Annotated in this window: 15 protein-coding genes and 1 pseudogene; 11 read left to right on the top strand and 5 right to left on the bottom strand. The window is 43.0% G+C overall.

Features of this window, described 5'->3' with window-relative positions:
- Nucleotides 1-149: 149 nt before the first annotated feature.
- The 9 genes from AC3CKG_RS06420 (at nt 150) to pheT (ending at nt 13391) form a co-directional block, all read left to right on the top strand.
- Nucleotides 150-479: a hypothetical protein gene (locus AC3CKG_RS06420; protein ID WP_488529020.1), complete on the top strand. Its 330-nt coding sequence runs from the start codon at nt 150-152 to the stop codon at nt 477-479.
- 125 nt (nt 480-604) lie between these two features.
- Nucleotides 605-2365 carry an alkyl sulfatase dimerization domain-containing protein gene (locus AC3CKG_RS06425; RefSeq protein WP_488529021.1) on the top strand — a complete coding sequence of 587 codons (1761 nt, stop codon included), beginning with the start codon at nt 605-607 and terminating at the stop codon, nt 2363-2365.
- 398 nt (nt 2366-2763) lie between these two features.
- Entirely contained in the window at nt 2764-3549 is a 786-nt protein-coding gene (locus AC3CKG_RS06430) for a TetR/AcrR family transcriptional regulator (protein ID WP_017109714.1), read from the top strand.
- A 121-nt stretch (nt 3550-3670) separates the two neighbouring features.
- Nucleotides 3671-6214 carry an efflux RND transporter permease subunit gene (locus AC3CKG_RS06435; RefSeq protein WP_488529022.1) on the top strand — a complete coding sequence of 848 codons (2544 nt, stop codon included), beginning with the start codon at nt 3671-3673 and terminating at the stop codon, nt 6212-6214.
- 44 nt (nt 6215-6258) lie between these two features.
- A complete protein-coding gene (locus tag AC3CKG_RS06440; RefSeq protein WP_099166777.1) occupies nt 6259-7050 on the top strand; it encodes an outer membrane lipoprotein-sorting protein in 792 nt (263 codons plus the stop codon).
- Between the two features lie 9 nt (nt 7051-7059).
- The gene (locus AC3CKG_RS06445; protein ID WP_108193976.1) at nt 7060-8292 is read left to right on the top strand and encodes a hypothetical protein; all 1233 of its coding nucleotides are present in this window, start codon (nt 7060-7062) and stop codon (nt 8290-8292) included.
- Between the two features lie 270 nt (nt 8293-8562).
- Nucleotides 8563-9672, top strand: coding sequence for a diguanylate cyclase (locus AC3CKG_RS06450; protein ID WP_488529023.1), 1110 nt, complete (start codon nt 8563-8565; stop codon nt 9670-9672).
- A gap of 311 nt (nt 9673-9983) precedes the next feature.
- Entirely contained in the window at nt 9984-10967 is a 984-nt protein-coding gene (gene pheS, locus AC3CKG_RS06455; protein ID WP_004734764.1) for a phenylalanine--tRNA ligase subunit alpha, read from the top strand.
- Nucleotides 10968-10985: 18 nt separating this feature from the next.
- Nucleotides 10986-13391, top strand: coding sequence for a phenylalanine--tRNA ligase subunit beta (gene pheT, locus AC3CKG_RS06460; RefSeq protein WP_488529024.1), 2406 nt, complete (start codon nt 10986-10988; stop codon nt 13389-13391).
- 222 nt (nt 13392-13613) lie between these two features.
- Here pheT and AC3CKG_RS06465 read toward each other — a convergent pair whose 3' ends face one another.
- On the bottom strand, nt 13614-14648 hold the full coding sequence (locus AC3CKG_RS06465; protein ID WP_132940718.1) for a histidine kinase: 1035 nt from the start codon (nt 14646-14648) through the stop codon (nt 13614-13616).
- 1 nt (nt 14649) lies between these two features.
- Entirely contained in the window at nt 14650-15303 is a 654-nt protein-coding gene (locus AC3CKG_RS06470) for a hypothetical protein (RefSeq protein ID WP_488529025.1), read from the bottom strand.
- A 379-nt stretch (nt 15304-15682) separates the two neighbouring features.
- On the opposite strand from AC3CKG_RS06470, the pseudogene AC3CKG_RS06475 reads away from it, so the two are divergent.
- A pseudogene (locus AC3CKG_RS06475) lies at nt 15683-15972 on the top strand (alpha/beta fold hydrolase); the annotation flags it as partial.
- A 185-nt stretch (nt 15973-16157) separates the two neighbouring features.
- Here AC3CKG_RS06475 and AC3CKG_RS06480 read toward each other — a convergent pair.
- Complete coding sequence (locus AC3CKG_RS06480; RefSeq protein WP_488529026.1) at nt 16158-16970, bottom strand: protein-tyrosine phosphatase family protein; 813 nt, start codon at nt 16968-16970, stop codon at nt 16158-16160.
- 119 nt (nt 16971-17089) lie between these two features.
- The gene (locus tag AC3CKG_RS06485; protein ID WP_102276189.1) at nt 17090-17536 is read right to left on the bottom strand and encodes an NUDIX hydrolase; all 447 of its coding nucleotides are present in this window, start codon (nt 17534-17536) and stop codon (nt 17090-17092) included.
- Nucleotides 17537-17794: 258 nt separating this feature from the next.
- Here AC3CKG_RS06485 and AC3CKG_RS06490 point away from each other — a divergent pair, with 258 nt between their 5' ends.
- Nucleotides 17795-18667 (top strand): alpha/beta fold hydrolase, encoded by an 873-nt coding sequence (locus tag AC3CKG_RS06490; protein WP_488529027.1) that lies wholly within the window; start codon nt 17795-17797, stop codon nt 18665-18667.
- Nucleotides 18668-18956: 289 nt separating this feature from the next.
- Here AC3CKG_RS06490 and AC3CKG_RS06495 read toward each other — a convergent pair whose 3' ends face one another.
- Complete coding sequence (locus tag AC3CKG_RS06495; RefSeq protein ID WP_102327656.1) at nt 18957-19214, bottom strand: hypothetical protein; 258 nt, start codon at nt 19212-19214, stop codon at nt 18957-18959.
- Nucleotides 19215-19247 lie beyond the last annotated feature (33 nt).

Here is a 19247-nt window from a genome sequence, read left to right on the forward strand (position 1 = left end):
CTTAGTTTCTTGACTCAATAGCACTATGGATTAGAGAAATTCATATTTGGTTTTCTCCACTTTTCATATATGAATTTCTCTAATTCCTCGTAGAGATTTGATTTATTTAAAACAATGAAATCTGAATTACTAATTGAGGATGAATCTATATGGATTGCACAATATATTTAAATGACCGCAAATATAGAGTTTGTGATATTGGTGAAGGGAAGTGCACTTTAGTGCTGAGTTACGCCAAAGACATAGAGTCATTGCATGAGCAATTTAGCCATCAGTTTCTTGAGCTGGAAAGAGTGATAATTATTGATATATCAATATGTTGGGTTGATGAGGTCGAAGCGTTGAGCGAAAAGGATCGCTGCGAGTTAATCGCAGATGTTCGGTTATTAACTGATATATATTGGCTTGATGACTTTGAAATTAAAACCGATAAAGGGCAAGACATATTTCTAGGACTTAAATCATTATCTCCGATTTAAATAAAATGATGATTAGCCAAATATGACTTTCTCTAATTCATCGATTTAATTATTGAGATTGAGTGTAATGGCGTCATCGAAAGGGACTAACCCTAAATTATTCCATTAACTAGAAGAACGATATTATGCGAAAGACAATTCTCAGCACGGCTCTTTTACTCTCTACTTCATTTGTCGCGGTTGCCGACCAATACAATCTTTCTCTTAAGTATGACCCTATTGTTACGGATAGAGGGATTGTTACTACAAAGCCCGCTGCTATGGTAGACCAATTGTGGGATGTAGACGTGCAATCAATCACTCAGATAACCGATGGTGTCTATCGTATTGCTGGGTGGGGTATCGGTAACGTGATTGCGGTCGAGGCTCCTGAAGGATGGATCATCGTTGATACGGGAGACGATTTAAAAGTAGCGCAAGAGCAACGCAAACAGTTGGAAAAAAAACTGAACCAAAAGATTGATGTTAGTGCGGTCCTTTACACCCATTCGCATTATGTGTGGGGTACACAAGCGTGGAGTAATGATGACACAGCTATTTACGCACATGAGTGGATGGAGAAACACCTTTTTGCAGACAATGGTGTTAGCCCTCTAGCTGGAATCTTTTCTACTCGAGTCGCTATTCAATTTGGGTTGTTACACCCTGAAAGCGGCCCAGATGCGTTTCCTAATAAACTTGGTTTCACGCTAGATAAGCTTGAGGGCGAAAAAGGCTACCAATCTCCAACCGTTACTTTTGAGCACAACCAAGTTGAAACGCACACAATTGCGGGGATGGAGGTGATTGTTTTACCTAGCCCTACGGATGTGACAGACAGTGTCGCTTACTACTTTCCCGAAAAGAGCCTTATGGTGACCAATGCAATGAATTCGGGCTCAATTTTCAATATCTATACTTTGCGCGGAGATAGGTATCGTGACCCTATCCGGCTTGTTGATGCGGCAGATTTGGTCCTTTCTTATGACTTTGACTATCACGTTGATATACATGGTGCTGCCAATGTAACGAAAGAAGCCGCAGAGGATGCCATCTATGAGTTTCGCGATTCGATGCAGTTGATACATGACCAAACAATACGAGCGATAAAGCTTGGAAAGGATGCTCAGGGCGCAGCTGAATTTGTTTATATGCCAGAAAACCTACGATTGGATAAAGAAACCTATGGGCAAGTCGAAAGTCATGCGAAGCAGGTCTATAACGGTGTTATGGGCTGGAATGGTTGGGACGTGTACGACATCAACCCTTTGCAGACACAAACCTTTGCTCATCAATTTATTGGGAGTTTAGGTGGGGTTGAGTTAGCCAACAAAATGGCCAAACAGTCAAATAAGACGCAAACCTTGGAAGGGTGGCAGTGGTCGCTATACTTAACCTCTCAAATACTTGAAATAGATCCAAATAACGAAGAAGCCAAACTGTCGCGCGCAGAAGCGGCTCGTGCACTTGGGCAACGTACCAGCTCAGCCAATGCTCGTGGATTCTATATTTCTGAAGCATTACTTCATGAAGGGAAACTTTCATTCGGTGAACATCAATTGGACAACTATCAATCTCTAACTCAACTACTTGGGACAATCACCAGTGAAAAGTTAGAAGCGTCTCCGATAGAGAATAATGTCGAGTACATTCGTTATTTGGTGGATACACGCAAAGCGGAAGGTTTGTCTTCTCAGTTCAACTTAAAGATGAATGATAGTGAGCACGCGTTCGGTATTCAGCTTCGAAATGGCATTGTTCAAATTAGTTCAAAATTAAACGCAGGGGTGACCGTTAATCTATCTCACTTTGAGTGGAGTGAAGTGTTATTAGGCGAAACAGAGTTTAAGCAGTTAGACGACTCGTTGGCAGCCTTTGATACTGCATTGACTATAACAACTGAATAAAACATTGCGTTCGTGCTTTTTAGCTCATTCAATGGTGGCTGATATCTGAGCCACCATTTTTTATGTTTTCCAGTTTTTACCTTTCGTTTAAAGGCTTATCTCTAAACCGCTTCTGTCCAGATCCTATCAGGCTACTGAGCGCATTGGTAAACGTCACCTTTTGGCTATTGATAACTATCACACCTATTTATCCACCTATTCACAAAATGTATTTAATTTATAAAACGCCTTGATATGATCAATATTTGCGCTATTATGACGATAAGTCAGAAATGACGAAGCGTCACAAAATGGTTAGCTACATGAATTTACCATTCGTGTTAATATATTGGATAGGAGCGTTTTAAATACTGGCGAAGCTTAGGTAACGGCTAAGCTCATATACGGACTGAAAAATTATGTTTGGCTTTAGTTGTAAAGGCGATAAACAAGGTATCTTTGGTTGCAAAGGCGTGTTGTCTAAAAAGCAGCAGTCTATCGCAGACCGAGAAGTAGAATTGATGTTGTTAGCAAAAGATCTGGTTCGAGAACAAGGGTTCGGAAACCTCACGATGGATAAGCTGACGGCCGCGAGCTGCTATTCTAAAGGTACGATATACAATCACTTTTGCAGCAAAGAAGACGTGGTTTTAGCTTTGTGTATTCATTCTTTAAAGGCCGAGGCATTGATGTTTGCTCGCTCTGGAGAGTTTGAAGGCAACACACGTGAAAAGATCGTCGCACTGCACGTTGCTTACCGAATCTATGCTCGCATGGAACCGGTACTATCAACTTGTGCGATCATGGCGAAAAGCCCGTGGGTACTAGAGAAAGCGTCTAGTGCACGTGTAACCGAGATGAACGAACTGGAAGAATTGGTGATTGAACAAGCCGATTCTATGGTTAACCAAGCAGTAGAAGCGGGTGACCTAAAGTTCTCTTCTGGTGTGGGTTCAGATGCTATCGTGTTTGCAAACTGGTCAATCGCATTTGGTTCAAATGCCTTGTCGCAAAACGCATCAAACAGTCATTGTATCAAGCGGTTACAAGACCCGTATTCAGTATTACATAACGCGAACATGCTTCTAGACGGCCTAAATTGGCAACCCCTTTCTAGCGATTGGGATTACCGAAAAACTTGGCGTCGTGTAGAACAAGAGCTGTTCAGTGAAGAAATCACTTACTTAGAATCAGTAGGTCGATAAGCTTCCATTAAGCCCACTCATGTGGGTTTATTAATAACCATTTATGACGATTCGTCATAAACTTAAGTTTAGCCTAACGTGGTTTTGGTTTTCTTGAGTGTATGACTAAGAATTGTGTCTTTTGTCAGCTTCGGCTGGCTTTTTAAGACACAACTATGACGAATCGTCACAAATGGAGACTGTGATGGAACATGACAGCCAGAAGCCCAATTTAGCTAGTAACCTCGGTTTAACTAAAAACCCCGATTTAGAGAGTCAGTCGTTCAACTCAGGTCAACAGGCTCATAATCTAGATAACAGTTGGCACTCAATACCGACCAAACGTTCGTTTATCGTTTTGCTGGTGGTTTTTTCAATCATCATGCTTTCTGCTTTTGGTGCGAAGAACCTCTACTTTAGAGGGGACTACAACATCTTCTTCGAAGGCACAAACAAACAGTTGATGGCGTTCGACGAAATCCAAACCACCTTTGCAAAAACCGACAACCTCGCGATTGTTGTTGCACCTGAAGATGGCAATGTCTTCACCCCAGAAACCCTTACCCTAATTCAAAATCTCACGGTCGATGCGTGGCAGATCCCGTACTCAAGCCGTGTCGATTCGCTTGCTAATTATCAGCATACCGAAGCGGTTGAAGACGACCTCTTGGTCGAAGACCTGCTGTATGAAGAATACGAGCACACGCCCGAGCGAATTGCCAAAGTTAAACAGATCGCCCTCAACGAGCCACTGCTTAAAAACGCATTAGTGTCAGCCTCTGGTGACGTGACCATTGTTAACGTCACCGTGCAATTGCCTGAAGTGGATAAAACCGCCGAAGTGCAAGAAGTGATCGCGGCTATCAATACTATGATCGCCAAGTACCAAGCCGATTACCCGAGCGTCGAGTTCCACAAGGCAGGCATCATTGCCATGAACAACGCGTTTATGATGTCGGCTCAAGAAGACAGCTCAACACTCGTGCCGTTAATGCTGTTGGTGGTGTTGGTGTTCCTTACCTTTATGTTGCGCTCGTTCTTTAGCGTGGTGGCTACCTTAGTTGTGATTATCTCTTCGATTGTCGCGACCATGGGCTTGTCTGGCTGGGCGGGGATGTTCCTCAGCACCGCGACGGTTAACGTTCCAACCTTGGTACTTACTCTTGCAGTTGCCGATTGTGTTCACGTGATTGTGACCATGAGACAAGCCATGCAGCGTGGGATGGAGAAAGCACGAGCCATTCAATACAGCATCAAGTTGAATGCGATGCCGATCTTAATTACTTCTGTCACCACAGCGATTGGTTTCTTGATGATGAACATGTCGGATTCTCCAGTATTGCGAGACTTCGGTAACTTGTCGGCATTGGGTGTGATCATCGCGTGTTTCCTCTCTGTGACTATGCTGCCTGCGCTGTTAAAGCTATTGCCAGTCAAAACTCTGCCAGCCAATGAGGCCGCGGAAAGCAAAGTCACTTTCATGGATAAGCTCGGTGATTTTGTCGTAGCGAACCGCAAAGCACTGCTGCCGATTTCTACCTTAGTGATTGTTGGCGCTGCCGCGTTAATTCCATTGAACAAAGTGAATGATGAATCGGTGAAGTATTTCGATACCTCAAGTGAATTCAGACAAGCTGCCGATTTCATGGAACAGACTGTAAGCGGCATGACGACCATTAGCATTGCGGTGAAAACCAATGAGTCTCAAGCGATTGCTGATCCTGTGTTCTTGCAAGCGATTGGTGACTTTACCGATTGGCTACGCGTACAACCAGAAACCGACCATGTGGCCACGCTTTCCGATGTTTACATGCGTTTGAACAAGAACATGCATGGCGATGACGATAGTTACTACCAACTGCCACTTAACCGTGAACTCGCCGCGCAATACTTACTGCTTTACGAAATGTCTCTGCCGTACGGTTTGGACTTGAACAACCAAATCAATGTCGATAAATCATCGATCAAAATGGTGCTGACGGTGGACAACCTAGGCAGTGTGGAATTGGTGGAACTCGAAGAACGCATCTACTCATGGTTTGCGGCTAATGCACCTCAGTATGAAGTGGTCGCATCGAGCCCATCACTGATGTTTGCTCACATCGGCGAAACCAACATGGCGAGCATGCTCTCAACTCTGCCTATTACCTTAGTGCTTATCTCTGGCCTGATGATCTTCGCATTGCGCTCGGTTCGCTTAGGCATCATCAGCCTAGTGCCAAACATTGCCCCGGCAATTATCGGCTTTGGTTTGTGGGCGTTGATCTCAGGTGAAATCAACTTGGGTTTGTCGGTCGTAGTCACGCTTACATTGGGTATCGTGGTCGATGATGCAGTGCATTTCTTAAGTAAATACCAACGCGCAAGAATGGAAGGGAAATCAGCAGAAGAAGCCGTTCGTTACGCCTTCCACACTGTTGGCCGTGCGTTGTGGATCACCACAGTTGTGTTAGTGGCTGGTTTCTCTGTACTAGCGATGTCGAGCTTCAGACTCAATTCCGATATGGGCTTACTCAGCGCGATTGTGATCTTCATTGCGCTGGTGGTCGACTTCATCTTGTTACCAAGCTTGCTGATGATCTTCGATAAACAGACTCACTATTCAGATAACCCTCAGCGCGAATCCAACCCTGACACCAAGCCACAGCCTAGCTCGACTGCCGAACTGTCTGCTTCAACCAAATAAGGAATCGTCAGCCTGCTACGGTGGGCTGACTCAAGGAGAAATTTATGAAAAGCGTTAAACAAACATTCGTTACTACATTATTCAGTATGGGCGCGGTATTAGCTTTCCCTGCGTTAGCCGACCCTGCGAAAGGCCTAGAAATTGCCGAGCAACGTAAAGCCGTTGATATGGGGTGGGGCGATTCTGTCGCGACCATGGAAATGCTGCTTCGCAATAAACAGGGCGAAAGCAGTACACGCCTAATGCGATTGAAATCGTTAGAAGTGGATGACGATGGCGATAAAGGACTGACGATTTTTGATGAGCCACGCGACGTAAAAGGCACGGCTTTCTTGAACCATTCACACATCACTAAATCCGATGACCAATGGTTGTATCTGCCTGCATTGAAGCGTGTAAAACGCATCTCTTCACGCAACAAATCGGGCCCGTTTATGGGCAGTGAATTTGCTTACGAAGATTTGAGCTCGTTCGAGTTAGGAAAGTACACCTTCAACTACATTGAAGACGCCAAAATTGAAGGCGTGGATACCTTTGTATTGGAGCAAGTTCCGACCGATAAAAACTCTGGCTACACCATGCAAAAAGTATGGCTAGACCAACAATATTACCGCCCAGTTCAAGTGGAGTTTTACGACCGTAAAGGCGCATTACTCAAAACCCTCTCGTTCCAAGACTACAAACAATACCTAAACCAATACTGGCGCGCACACACTATGTCGATGCAAAACCACCAAACAGGCAAAAGCACGGTATTAACGACGACAGATTTAGCCTTCCAGACCGGTCTTAAGGACAAGGATTTTCAAAAAAACACACTTAAACGTGCAAAGTAAGGCAAGAATATGAAAAGGATTGTGTTAACAGGAACGCAGTTATCTTTAACTTTGGCGGCGACAGTTGGGTTAATGCAGGTGTCGTTGCCATGTGTGGCGGCTGGTTTTAGCTCTGAGTTCGTAGAACAAGTCACACCAGAACTCGCAGGGCAGGTTAACCTCGAACACAGGCAGTTCTTTAGTGACGGTTTGCAAGGGCAAGATAAAGGACAAAGCTCACTGGTGTTGCAACCAGAATTTTACTGGGAGCAACAAGAGGGCAACGGCAGCTTTACTTTCACGCCGTTTTATCGCCTAGACAGCGAAGATGATGAGCGCACCCATGGCGACGTTCGTGAAGCTCTGTATCTCAATTATTGGGATGATTATGAACTGCGAGCCGGTGTAGGCAAGGTGTTTTGGGGCGTAACCGAATCGGCGCACTTGGTGGATGTGGTAAACCAAACCGATGCTATTGAATCGGTCGATGGTGAATCTAAGTTAGGTCAGCCTATGGTGCACTTCACCTCGATCAAAGACTGGGGAACCATTGATGCCATGTTATTGCCGTATTTTCGTGAGCGTACCTTCGCAGGGGAAGATGGTCGGTTAAGAACGCCCGTTCCCGTTTCAGACGATGCGCTTTACGAATCTTCGAGAGAAGAAAAGCACGTTGATGTAGCGCTGCGCTATAGCCAAATGTACGGTGATTGGGATGTCGGTTTAAGCTATTTAGGCGGCACAAATCGCGACCCTTATTACCGTGTAGAGGGCAATGAACTCAAGCCGTATTACGCGCAAATGCAGCACTTCGGACTCGATGTACAAGGCATTATTGGTGACTGGTTATGGAAGCTTGAAAGCATTTATCGCGACAGCTACGACAACCACACAGGCGTCGCGACAGGCTTTGAATACACATGGGTTGGGGCGCTTGAATCGTATTGGGACATCGGCTTCATTGCTGAATACCTGTATGACAGCCGAGGTAACAACGCCCAAACCATAGGTCAAAACGATGTGTTCCTTGGTGCGCGTTTCGCCTTGAACGATGAAGACGGCACCGAAGTGCTTACAGGCATCACTCAAGACTTAGATAACAGCGATGTCTACAGTGCAAAGCTCGAAGCTTCAAGCCGTATCAACAACAACCTCAAGTGGCGATTGAACGCTTGGTTGTTTGAGAACGAAACCCCAGAAGACTTGTTGTTCTTTGCGCGTAAGGACGACTTTGTTGAAATGGCGTTGGAATACTATTTTTAGTCTTTACAAAAAGTGAGCATTTCCAACAAGCTAGCGTTTCCAAAAAATTGGCATTTCCGAAAAGTTAATATTAGCTTCATGAGACGTTCTTGTTAGAGGGGGCGTCTCAAATTTAAGATGAGCCATATTTAGAATGTTCAACGTCGTCTTTTTATAAAGTGGATCAAACAATCAAAAAGCCCCAAAGGTAAGATGGTTATATTTTTCGAACCTCTATAACCTCCGAATATGCATGTAAGTTGTGCTGGTGGTATCGGCCCTAAGGGATTTATGAATTCATTTAATTGGGATAAAAACTTTGAAACAGGCATTGGTGTCGTAGACGAACAACATCAATACCTTGTTGGTTTTATCAATCACTACGGAAACCTGTTGTCAGAGAATACGATCTCTATAGACGACATGAGCGTCGCTTTACTCGATCTCACACGCTATGCCGAATTTCATTTTAAAGAAGAAGAATCTTTGATGAGAGATTGCGGACTCTATGACTTACACATTGAAGAGCACATCAAAGTGCATCGTGTGTTTATGCAAGATATCTACAGCATGCAAGCTTTCATCTTGGAAGAAGATCAGGCGTCAGCACGTCAGCTACTGGACTTCCTCATTCATTGGCTTGCTTATCACATCCTCGGCATCGACCAAAACATGGCGCGACAAGTGGCCGCGATAGAAGAGGGTGCAACACCCCTCCAAGCCTTTGAAGCAGAAGAAAAGCAGCAAGACTCGTCAACCATCCCTTTATTAGCCGCGCTTAAAGGCTTATTTGAGCAGGTCTCTGAACGCAACAAACAGTTGTTACGCTTCAATCAGTTACTCGAAGACAAAGTCGAGGAACGTACGGCAGAGTTAAAACAAGCGAATAAGAAACTTGAAGAACTGTCCTTAACAGACTCACTCACTAATTTGCCTAACCGCCGCTGCGCTTTTAAACAGTTAGCCGTGCATTGGCAAGACTCCAAAGAACTTGGCGTGCCTTTGGTGTGCATTATGATTGATGCCGACCACTTCAAGCGCATTAATGACACCAGTGGTCATGATGCCGGTGATTTGGTGCTAAAAACCCTCTCGCGCGAACTGAAAAATACATTCCGTAATGATGATATTGTGTGCCGATTAGGCGGCGATGAATTCTTGGTGATTTGCCCTGATACCGATCTTAAAGGGGGCATGCACATCGCAGAAACGACTCGCCAGAAAGTGTCTGAATTAGAGGTCGAAACCGGCAACCAAGCTTGGATTGGCAGCATTAGTATCGGTGTGGCTGAAATGACCCAAGAATTCGAAAGCATGAATGAATTGATTAAAGCGGCTGATGAGTCCGTTTATTTAGCGAAAAACGCGGGGAAGAACAGCGTTTGTTCAATTCAGATTTAGATCTCGATTTACTTAAGATTTAGAACCATAGCTCTCGTCAGTTTTAGCGCTCAGGCTACTTTAAATCTAAAACCTAGCTCGCTTTATTTTTTGAGCGCGATTCGCTTCCAAATTAAGGAGTGGAACCTGTAATTGTTCCACTTCTTCCTACTCCTCATTAATATCCTGTTAAATTTGCCGTGTTTTTAGTCAATAACTTGCTCTTTTAGCGATTCAATTTGGCATTGGTAGCGTGTTTGATTACTATGTGTAGCTATCTAAAAAAACTAATCATCCGATACGGACACTACCAACTGGTAGATGAGGAAATGATGCAACATCTAGAAGAGATCATTGCTAATGCAACGACTGCTATTGATACAGCAGATTCGTTAGTCGCACTTGATGAAGTGCGAGTTCAGTATTTAGGTAAGAAGGGTGAACTAACTCTTCAACTACAAAGCCTAGGTAAACTTCCACCTGAAGAGCGTCGCACTGCTGGTCAAGAGATCAACAAAGCGAAAGGTGCTGTTCAACAAGCGATCGCAGCTCGCAAAGACGCACTTCAACGTGCAGAGCTTGAAGCGAAACTAGCTGAAGAAACTATCGATGTGAGCCTACCAGGTCGTCGCATTGAGAACGGTGGTCTTCACCCAGTTACTCGCACAGTTGAGCGTATCGAACAGTTCTTTGGTGAGCTTGGCTTTAGCACTGAGTCTGGCCCTGAGATCGAAGATGCATTCCACAACTTTGATGCACTAAACATCGCAGACGATCACCCAGCTCGTACTGATCACGATACTTTCTTCTTCAACCCTGATCTAATGCTACGTACGCACACTTCTGGTGTTCAAATCCGTACGATGGAAAACGGCAAACCGCCATTCCGCTTCATTGCTCCGGGTCGTGTTTACCGTAACGACTACGATCAAACTCACACGCCAATGTTCCACCAAGTGGAAGGTATGTTAGTTGATGAGAACGTAAACTTCGCACAACTTAAAGGCATTCTTAACGATTTCCTTTGTAACTTCTTTGAAGAAGAAGTTGAAGTGCGTTTCCGTCCTTCATTCTTCCCGTTCACAGAGCCTTCAGCTGAAGTTGACGTGAAACGTAAAGATGGCAAATGGTTAGAAGTTCTAGGTTGTGGCATGGTTCACCCTAACGTACTTCGCTCTGTTGGCATCGACCCTGAGAAATACTCTGGTTTTGCATTCGGTATGGGTGTAGAGCGTCTAACGATGCTTCGTTACGGCGTAAATGACCTTCGTGCGTTCTTCGAGAACGACCTTCGTTTCCTTAAACAATTCAAGTAATCCGGGGCAGTCAAAACTATGAAATTCAGTGAATCTTGGCTACGCGAGTGGGTTAAACCTGCAATTAACAGCGAAGAGCTAGCTCACCAAATCACTATGGCTGGTTTGGAAGTTGACGATGTAGAACCTGTTGCTGGTGAATTCACCGGCGTTAAAGTAGGTAAAGTGGTTGAGTGCGGTCAGCACCCAGACGCAGACAAACTACAAGTAACTAAAATTGATATCGGCGAAGAAGAGCTTTTAGACATCGTATGTGGTGCATCTAACTGTCGTCTTGGCCTAACTGTAGCAGTAGCAACAGTTGGCGCAGTACTTCCTGGTGACTTCAAAATCAAGAAAGCAAAACTACGTGGCGTTCCATCGCACGGCATGCTTTGTTCTTTCTCTGAGCTAGGTATCGACGTAGAGTCTGACGGCATCCTTGAGCTGCCTGAAGGTACAACGCTAGGTATGGACGTACGTGAGCTTCTTGAGCTTAACGACGTAACTATCGACGTAGACCTAACAGCAAACCGCGCAGACTGCTTCAGCATCCGTGGCCTTGCTCGTGAAGTTGGCGTACTAAACCGCGCAGACGTTACAGAGCCAACAGTTGACGCTGTTGCAACAAGTATTGAAGACACAGTATCTGTTGAAATCAAAGCAACTGATGCTTGTCCACGTTACCTTGGCCGTGTGGTTAAGAACGTAAACGTGAAAGCGGAATCGCCAATCTGGATGCAAGAAAAACTGCGTCGTTGTGGTATCCGTTCAATCGACCCAGTTGTAGACATCACAAACTACGTGATGCTAGAGCAAGGCCAACCAATGCACGCATTTGATCTAGCTAAGATCGAAGGCGGTATCGTGGTTCGTCTAGCAGAGCAGGGCGAAAAGCTAACACTTCTAGATGGCAACGAAGCTGAACTAAACAGCAACACACTTGTTATCGCTGACCAAAACAAAGCACTAGCAATCGCTGGTATCTTTGGCGGTCAAGATTCAGGTGTTACTACTGAAACAACAGACGTACTTCTTGAAGCTGCATTCTTCGCACCGGATCACATCCGTGGTCGCGCGCGTGCTTACGGCCTTCACACTGATTCTTCTCTACGTTTCGAACGTGGTGTTGATTCAACACTTCAAGCAGCAGCAATGGAGCGTGCAACACAGCTTCTAGTTGAAATCTGTGGTGGTGAAGTTGCGCCAGTAAACGGCAGCGAATCTGAAACTGATCTTCCTAAAGCAAACGTAGTTGCTCTACGTCGCGCTAAGCTAGACAGCCTACTAGGTCACGAAATCCCATCTACAGACGTAGTGGAAATTCTTACTCGCCTAGGTTGTGAAGTTGAGACGACTGAAGCTGGTTGGACGGCAACGTCTCCATCTTGGCGTTTTGATATCGCAATCGAGCAAGACCTAATTGAAGAAGTAGGTCGTATCTACGGTTACGATAACATTCCAAACCAAGCGCCTAAAGCGGCACTTAAAATGAATGACCACAAAGAAGCTAACCAACCGCTTAAGCGTGTTCGTGACCTTCTTGTAGACCGTGGCTACCACGAAGCAATCACATACAGCTTCGTAGAACCAGAACAGCAAAAACTTGTTGTACCTGGTGTTGAGCCGCTAATCCTGCCATTCCCAATCTCTGCGGACATGTCAGCTATGCGTCTTGGCTTAATCCAAGGTCTTCTAAACACCGTGGTTCACAACCAGAAGCGTCAACAGTCTCGCGTTCGTCTATTCGAATCAGGTCTACGTTTCATCCCTGAAGCAACGGCTGAAAACGGCATGCGCCAAGAAATGATGCTTGCGGGCGTTATCTCTGGTACTCGTGGCGAAGAGCACTGGGACATTGCAACTAACACTGTAGATTTCTTCGATCTTAAAGGTGACCTAGAAGCCGTTCTTGAGCTTTCTGCTAACGAAATCGCATACAGCTTCAAATCTCTTTCTTCTGAAGCAAAAGAGCGCAACCCAGCACTTCACCCAGGTCAATCGGCTACGATTATGGCTAACGGTAAAGAAGTGGGTATCATTGGTACTGTTCACCCAGAACTAGAGCGTAAGTTTGGTCTTAACGGCCGTACTATCGTATTCGAAATCGAATGGGCAGCTATCAACACTCGCGTGCTTCCAGAAGCAGTAGCAGTATCTAAGTTCCCTGCAAACCGTCGTGATATCGCAGTAGTTGTTGACGAAGCAGTCGCTTCTGGCGACATCGTTGAAGCGTGTATCGCTGCTGGTGGCGAATTCCTAACAGGCGCTAAATTGTTCGACGTATACGTTGGTCAAGGCGTTGAAGAAGGTAAGAAGAGCCTAGCAATCGCACTTAGCCTACAGTCTGTAGAGCGCACACTTGAAGATGCAGACATCGCTGGTTCAGTAGATGCTATCGTAGCTTCAATTTCAGAGAAATTCGGCGCAGCACTTCGCGACTAATCTCTTCTGGTAGGTAGAAAACCAAAGGCCTCGCATTGCGAGGCCTTTTTGTTTACCGCAACCCGTAGGTGGACGGGGTATGGAAGTAATTTAGCAACTTTATCCTAGGGTAACTTCTGGTATCTCTAAGTCTAAGCCAGTAATATTCTTCAGTTCCTAATGTTAAATAATTTAAATAATAAATTATTGGGACTTTATTTTATGCAGATTTTTATAGCAAAATCATAGTACTATTTTTACTAGATTACGTTGATAGTAGTATTGAAGTTGGTTGAATTCCGTATCTTTAACTGGTTCAAAATATATTTCAATATCGTTAATTTTAAGTAATTCACGAGCTCGACCCATACCAATTCCTTGCCCTGCTTTTCCACAGTCTGCAGCATACTTTCCAGAAACCCCTTCTTCAAATATTTTTTCTAGCTCTGATTCATCTACTTTAATACTAAGCATATCAAAGGTTATCGATACTTTAGATGAGAACTGTTCTTTATCTATCGACACAGTCAGGTCAGAATTAGGCTTGATATATTTCACAATGTTATCAAGTATATAATACAAAGCAACGGTTACCGTTTCGTAATCAAAAACAGATTGTAAAGTTGTCCTTTCTACATCGACTAGTACTTCTTTGTCTGTAAAATCAGGGAAAAACACATAAAATAAATTCATCAAAACTCTATGAATATGATGATTCTTTTTTTCTAAGTTCACTGTGCCGTTTCTAAGAGAGTCATAAACAGAAATCTCTGTTTTCATTTTGAGACTGTTTTTTGCTATTCTTACCAAAGATAATGCTGCCTCTGATAGGTCATCTTGAACATACTCGGTAATAACTTTTTTCCACTGTTTATTCCTTTTGTCAGCAAGAACTTCTTGTGGAATGATTGAATAAACCTCTTGCATATTATGTGCATTTAAGGTTACTAAATTGTGAATTAATCGGTTGGTATGATCATGGGTGTTTTTTATAAAGTCAGTTCTAAACTTAATTGCATCATCCATACAGTCTAGAATTAGTTGTACTTCAGTATTGAATTTCCTACTGCTTTTTATATATTGAGGCTTAGTAGTTAATGCGAATATAGTATATTTATCATTACTGATCTTTATATATCTAATATTTGATCCGAATAGATTAACTTTCTTGCTAGAGCATAAATCTATAGTTTCTTCCATTAATTGACAATAGTTACTTGGTAATTTGTCAACAATGGTCTTTTCTTGGTGATCAATAATTTTATAGTAAAAACTCATATTATATTCCCGAAAACTTTTCGACTAGAGAAGTAAATTGGTAAGGGTCTACATCTTTTGCCAAAAAGTCGTCGACCTTTCGTAAGGCCTCATGAAACCTATCTCCCTTTTGTTCTGCAGAGTAAATTATTATTTTCTTATCCGGATATTTTTCTTTTAGCGCGGCAGCTAAACCAAGTCCTTCTTCCTTGAAATTTAACTCGACTCCGACACCTTGCACGTCAACAAAAATTATATTTGCATCAAGTACGTTATGGCAATCAAGGCTATCTATATCTTTAACTAACTTAGTATTAACCCATCCCGACTTTGTTAAAATTTTCACAACTTTAAATCGAGTATCATCATCTATAAAAAGGATTTTAGTGTTGTTCTTTATTTCTCTGACTCTACTATCTGACAGCGGAGATGAAAGGCTTTCTTGTGCTTCTTTTGTTTCTTTAGACTGAGAGTTAACATCAATTTTTATATTGTTTGTGATTGAGTTTTTGTTAGTTGTCTCAGTGTTTTGGTTGTCTTTCTTTCCTTGGGAAAGTTTATAAATCCCGCCCATTGCAGCAACGCCAATACCGCTAAATATCACGCTTGCATTTTCTACTAAAAATTCGAAAGACGTATAAACGAATCCACTCTCTTCAATTGCCACTTCTTGCATTTCACTTAATTGATAATCAATTTGTTTAATATCTCAACTTTATTTAGTATGATCAATGCTTTATTTCGTATTCTGTGTCTTAAATTGATCTAGCACAGGTATAAACAAGTTATTCTAACAGTAGCTATGTATAGTAGAGCCAGTAATAGGTTTTGATGTAACTGCTATCAGATGAAAAAGATGATGGCAGACGCCATTTTAGCGACACATTAGCCATATCTGGTGTGGCTACTCTATTTTGATAGCTGCAATGTTTCACATCAACCGAGTATAAAGCCAATTCTCACACTTGACCCGTCTACAACTTCACACTTTATAGTAACTATATTGATTGAGAGGGCGCTTTCTGTGTTCCCTCCAAAGTAAGTAGAGAGACACTATGAAACGTTTAATCCTAAACATCACACTCTTGGTATTCATGGCACTTGGTAGCTTTAATGCCATGGCTAATGATTCAACAGTTAAATACGGTATCGCGATATCTCACGATGGTGAGCAAATTGCGTATGGCAAAAGTGGAAGTGGGGATACAGCGCTGATCTTCATTCACGGTTGGAGCTTAGACAGTAGGCTGTGGCAAAACCAAGTGATTGAGTTTCAAAGCAGTAGCAAGTGATCACCATGGTTGCATTAGCCGAAGACGTGAAATCGGTAATCTCTTCTGATAGATAGAAAACCAAAGGCCTCGCATTGCGAGGCTTTTTTAGATCAGGAAACGGATGCTAACTCATTATTGGACAAAAGTTTGTCAGCGAATTCCCTAAATTAAAAATTTATTAATAAAGACAGGTATGGTAAATCGTTAACTTTATGTCCAGTATCAAAGGCGTAGACCATTCGACATATAGTGCAGGCTACTCAACACCAAAGTCCTTATTTTTAGCTTCAAGACCAATTTGCACAAGTGTCTCCATCTGAATAGTAGTTTGTATCATGTAGTCGTTGCGTGACACTCTCAAATCTTTGGTGATTGAAGCCAAACTTAGCTTAGGGTGTTTACGCATTGCCATTGCAGCAATTGTTTGCCCAGTTCTTCCAACACCAGCTCGACAGTGTACTATCGGTAGTAGTTTATCTGGGTCATCGACCGCACGACTCTTGCGCTTAGTATAAAAACTTCTCCTTTCCAGCAATACCGACTCAATCATGATAATCAGCTTTTCTGTATTCGCTGGGGTGATTGTGTGGTGATCTGGCCAATTATGAACGTGTATCACTGGTACTGTTAAGTTTGTTTGATAACCATCTATATCGAGGTTGTAAGTTTTAGCTTCAATCGAATCGGTAAGATCCACTTTACCAGTTAAAGTTGAAGTCACCATTATAGCCCCATAGATACCCGAAACAGAAAAGTAGTCAGGCATTTGATCCTCTACAATATCTTTATTACTTGCTAGCACCACTAATACTGGGGTTCTATTATCTACCAATAACTGTAAATGTGCTTCCAACTGGTGATGATAAGGGTACTGCGTTGCAATAGCGATATTCTCACCATTGACCTTAATATAGTTGGCATTTAAGTCTCTACGAATACTAGTTTTTAGACTGTGGGGGATATTAAATCGGTCCCTCCTTGAGTCAAACCGAATGCGTCTAGCAGCCCCTTTGATCCCCATCAGTAGCTCGGCGGTATCAGAACTACTTCCAGAAATACGAACTCTCATACTCTTCTTCTCCCTGTAGTTAAATCTTTTTTGTGTACGGATACATAGTACTTGTTAGACGCTAAATTGTGTGCCACGGGTAAAAATTCAATCTGAGAAGTTCTTGGACAGATTCGATTCTAACTATTTATGGGATGGCACTTAAGTCGTTCGGATAACTCCCATAAAGCTATTCGATTAGAATCATATTTGAGAAGCTCGTTCGCTTCAGATGCCTTACACCAACGAAACTCTGTGTGTTCCGAAGATAACTGTGGCTCACTCGAAACCTGCACTGAGAATGAATATTCTGGTATCACATAAGGGTGAAGGCTCCATTCTTCATGACCAGAATAAAACACTCGCGGTAACATACACATAGAATCTAGTTGAACCCACTCAATACCTGTTAACGAGGTTTCTTCATATAATTCTCTTCTTGCAGCTTCAAGCAAAGACTCATGATCTTCACCACCACCAGAAATTGCCTGCCATTCACCATTGTCTGTGCGGCAAGCAATCAGGAATATGGGGTCTTCCATTTCAAATTTGTATGGGAATATAAGTACCTGAAATGGTGCTCTCATTGAATTAGTTCCAATATTGTTACGCGTCCATAGATATTACAACCATTAGAAAAAGTTGGGGAATTTTCAGATTAAATTTTTCACGATTTTGTTACGCAAACTCGGAATGGGGCAAAAATGAGTTGGTCAAGTCACCACGGCAGAAGAGTTCTTTATCTAAATTGCTCTTGACCCGTCTACAACTTCACACTTTATAGTGACTATATTGATTGAGAGGGGCGCTTTCTGCGTTCCCTTTAAAGTAAGTAGAGAGACACTATGAAACGTTTAATTCTAAACATCACACTTTTGGTATTCATGGCGCTTGGTAGCTTTAATGCCATGGCTCATGATTCAACGGTTAAGTACGGTATTGCGATATCTCACGATGGTGAGCAAATTGCGTATGGCAAAAGCGGGAGTGGGGATACAGCGCTGATCTTCATTCACGGTTGGAGCTTAGACAGCAGGCTTTGGCAAAACCAAGTGAGTGAGTTTTCAAAGCAGTACCAAGTGATCACTATGGACTTAGCAGGGCACGGTAACTCATCGTTCAATCGCGAAGAGTACACCATGGTCGCATTCGCTGAAGATATCAAAGCGGTAATCGAGAAAGAACAACTCGAATCCGTCATCTTAGTCGGCCATTCCATGGCGGGTGGTGTTATTGCAGAAGCCGCTAAACTGATGCCGAAAAGAGTGAAGGGCATTATTGGTGTCGATACATCGCAAAACGTCGCACTAGCGGTTTCACAAAGTGACCTAGATGCAATGACCAAACCTTTTGAAGCAGATTTCCAAGCGGGCATTACTGCGTTCGTGAAAGACTCGCTACCAAAAGACGTAGACGCAGATTTACTTTACTGGGTAACGCAAGACATGGCGTCAGCACCGCCAGCTATCGCGATAAACCAGTTCCGCCATTATCTAGGCCAATACGTGACAGGTGAAGCCCACCGCGTGTATGAGAACGTGAATGTGCCAGTAATCTTAGTGAACGCTCGCCTATGGCCAACCGATTCAGAAGCGAACAAGAAACACATTAAGGATTACAGCATTTACTACATTGAAGACTCAGGTCACTTCCCAATGCTTGAGCAACCACAGCAGTTCAACACAACCTTAATGAAAGCGGTTAAGTCAGTGAAGTAGGGTGGTTGTAGTCATTCTATAGATAAAACTAAGGCCTCGAGATTGCGGGGCCTTAGTTTTTTAAGTTAAATCGATGGAGCCTGTCAATCTGATAGAGTCCATTACTTTTTGTCTTGAGATTCTTTGTATTTTTTTGCAATCCACTCATGCAAATGAAGTCCCGTTTGGCGCTTTAGGAATACACTGATACCAGCCAAAATTAACAGTCCAATTATTGTGCCCATAATTATCTCCAAAATTAGTTATCGTTCGTCATTCAAAAGTGAATCAATACATGTCGGTATTATGATTAATCCATTGATTTCATTATTTTATCTATATTAAGCCCACCAAGTTCCTCGAGATTATTCTTAATCGCTTCATCGATTGATAGCTGGCGTTCCACTTTCTTTATTTCCTTCTCAAGAAACTTTTCAACTTCTTGAGATACGTTGAACATTAAGCCTTGTTCACGCGCTGCTTTTCTCGCTCGTTTAAGACGAACATCTAAGTCTGATGAGATTTTGATGTTCAGTGATACTTTGGATTGTTTTTTCTGTAATGACATATCGATTCTCAACTTTATCTAAAAAATACTATA

The organism is Vibrio sp. QJM3NY_15 (assembly GCF_057785995.1).

What these genes read in the sequence shown, in the direction of transcription:
- AC3CKG_RS06485 (WP_102276189.1), bottom strand. Translation starts at nt 17,536, where the DNA reads ATGAGAGCACCATTTCAGGTACTTATATTCCCATACAAATTTGAAATG.
- AC3CKG_RS06445 (WP_108193976.1), top strand. Translation starts at nt 7,060, where the DNA reads ATGAAAAGGATTGTGTTAACAGGAACGCAGTTATCTTTAACTTTGGCG.
- AC3CKG_RS06495 (WP_102327656.1), bottom strand. Translation starts at nt 19,214, where the DNA reads ATGTCATTACAGAAAAAACAATCCAAAGTATCACTGAACATCAAAATC.
- AC3CKG_RS06490 (WP_488529027.1), top strand. Translation starts at nt 17,795, where the DNA reads ATGAAACGTTTAATTCTAAACATCACACTTTTGGTATTCATGGCGCTT.
- AC3CKG_RS06480 (WP_488529026.1), bottom strand. Translation starts at nt 16,970, where the DNA reads ATGAGAGTTCGTATTTCTGGAAGTAGTTCTGATACCGCCGAGCTACTG.
- pheS (WP_004734764.1), top strand. Translation starts at nt 9,984, where the DNA reads ATGCAACATCTAGAAGAGATCATTGCTAATGCAACGACTGCTATTGAT.
- AC3CKG_RS06425 (WP_488529021.1), top strand. Translation starts at nt 605, where the DNA reads ATGCGAAAGACAATTCTCAGCACGGCTCTTTTACTCTCTACTTCATTT.
- AC3CKG_RS06450 (WP_488529023.1), top strand. Translation starts at nt 8,563, where the DNA reads ATGAATTCATTTAATTGGGATAAAAACTTTGAAACAGGCATTGGTGTC.
- pheT (WP_488529024.1), top strand. Translation starts at nt 10,986, where the DNA reads ATGAAATTCAGTGAATCTTGGCTACGCGAGTGGGTTAAACCTGCAATT.
- AC3CKG_RS06465 (WP_132940718.1), bottom strand. Translation starts at nt 14,648, where the DNA reads ATGAGTTTTTACTATAAAATTATTGATCACCAAGAAAAGACCATTGTT.
- AC3CKG_RS06470 (WP_488529025.1), bottom strand. Translation starts at nt 15,303, where the DNA reads ATGCAAGAAGTGGCAATTGAAGAGAGTGGATTCGTTTATACGTCTTTC.
- AC3CKG_RS06420 (WP_488529020.1), top strand. Translation starts at nt 150, where the DNA reads ATGGATTGCACAATATATTTAAATGACCGCAAATATAGAGTTTGTGAT.
- AC3CKG_RS06440 (WP_099166777.1), top strand. Translation starts at nt 6,259, where the DNA reads ATGAAAAGCGTTAAACAAACATTCGTTACTACATTATTCAGTATGGGC.
- AC3CKG_RS06430 (WP_017109714.1), top strand. Translation starts at nt 2,764, where the DNA reads ATGTTTGGCTTTAGTTGTAAAGGCGATAAACAAGGTATCTTTGGTTGC.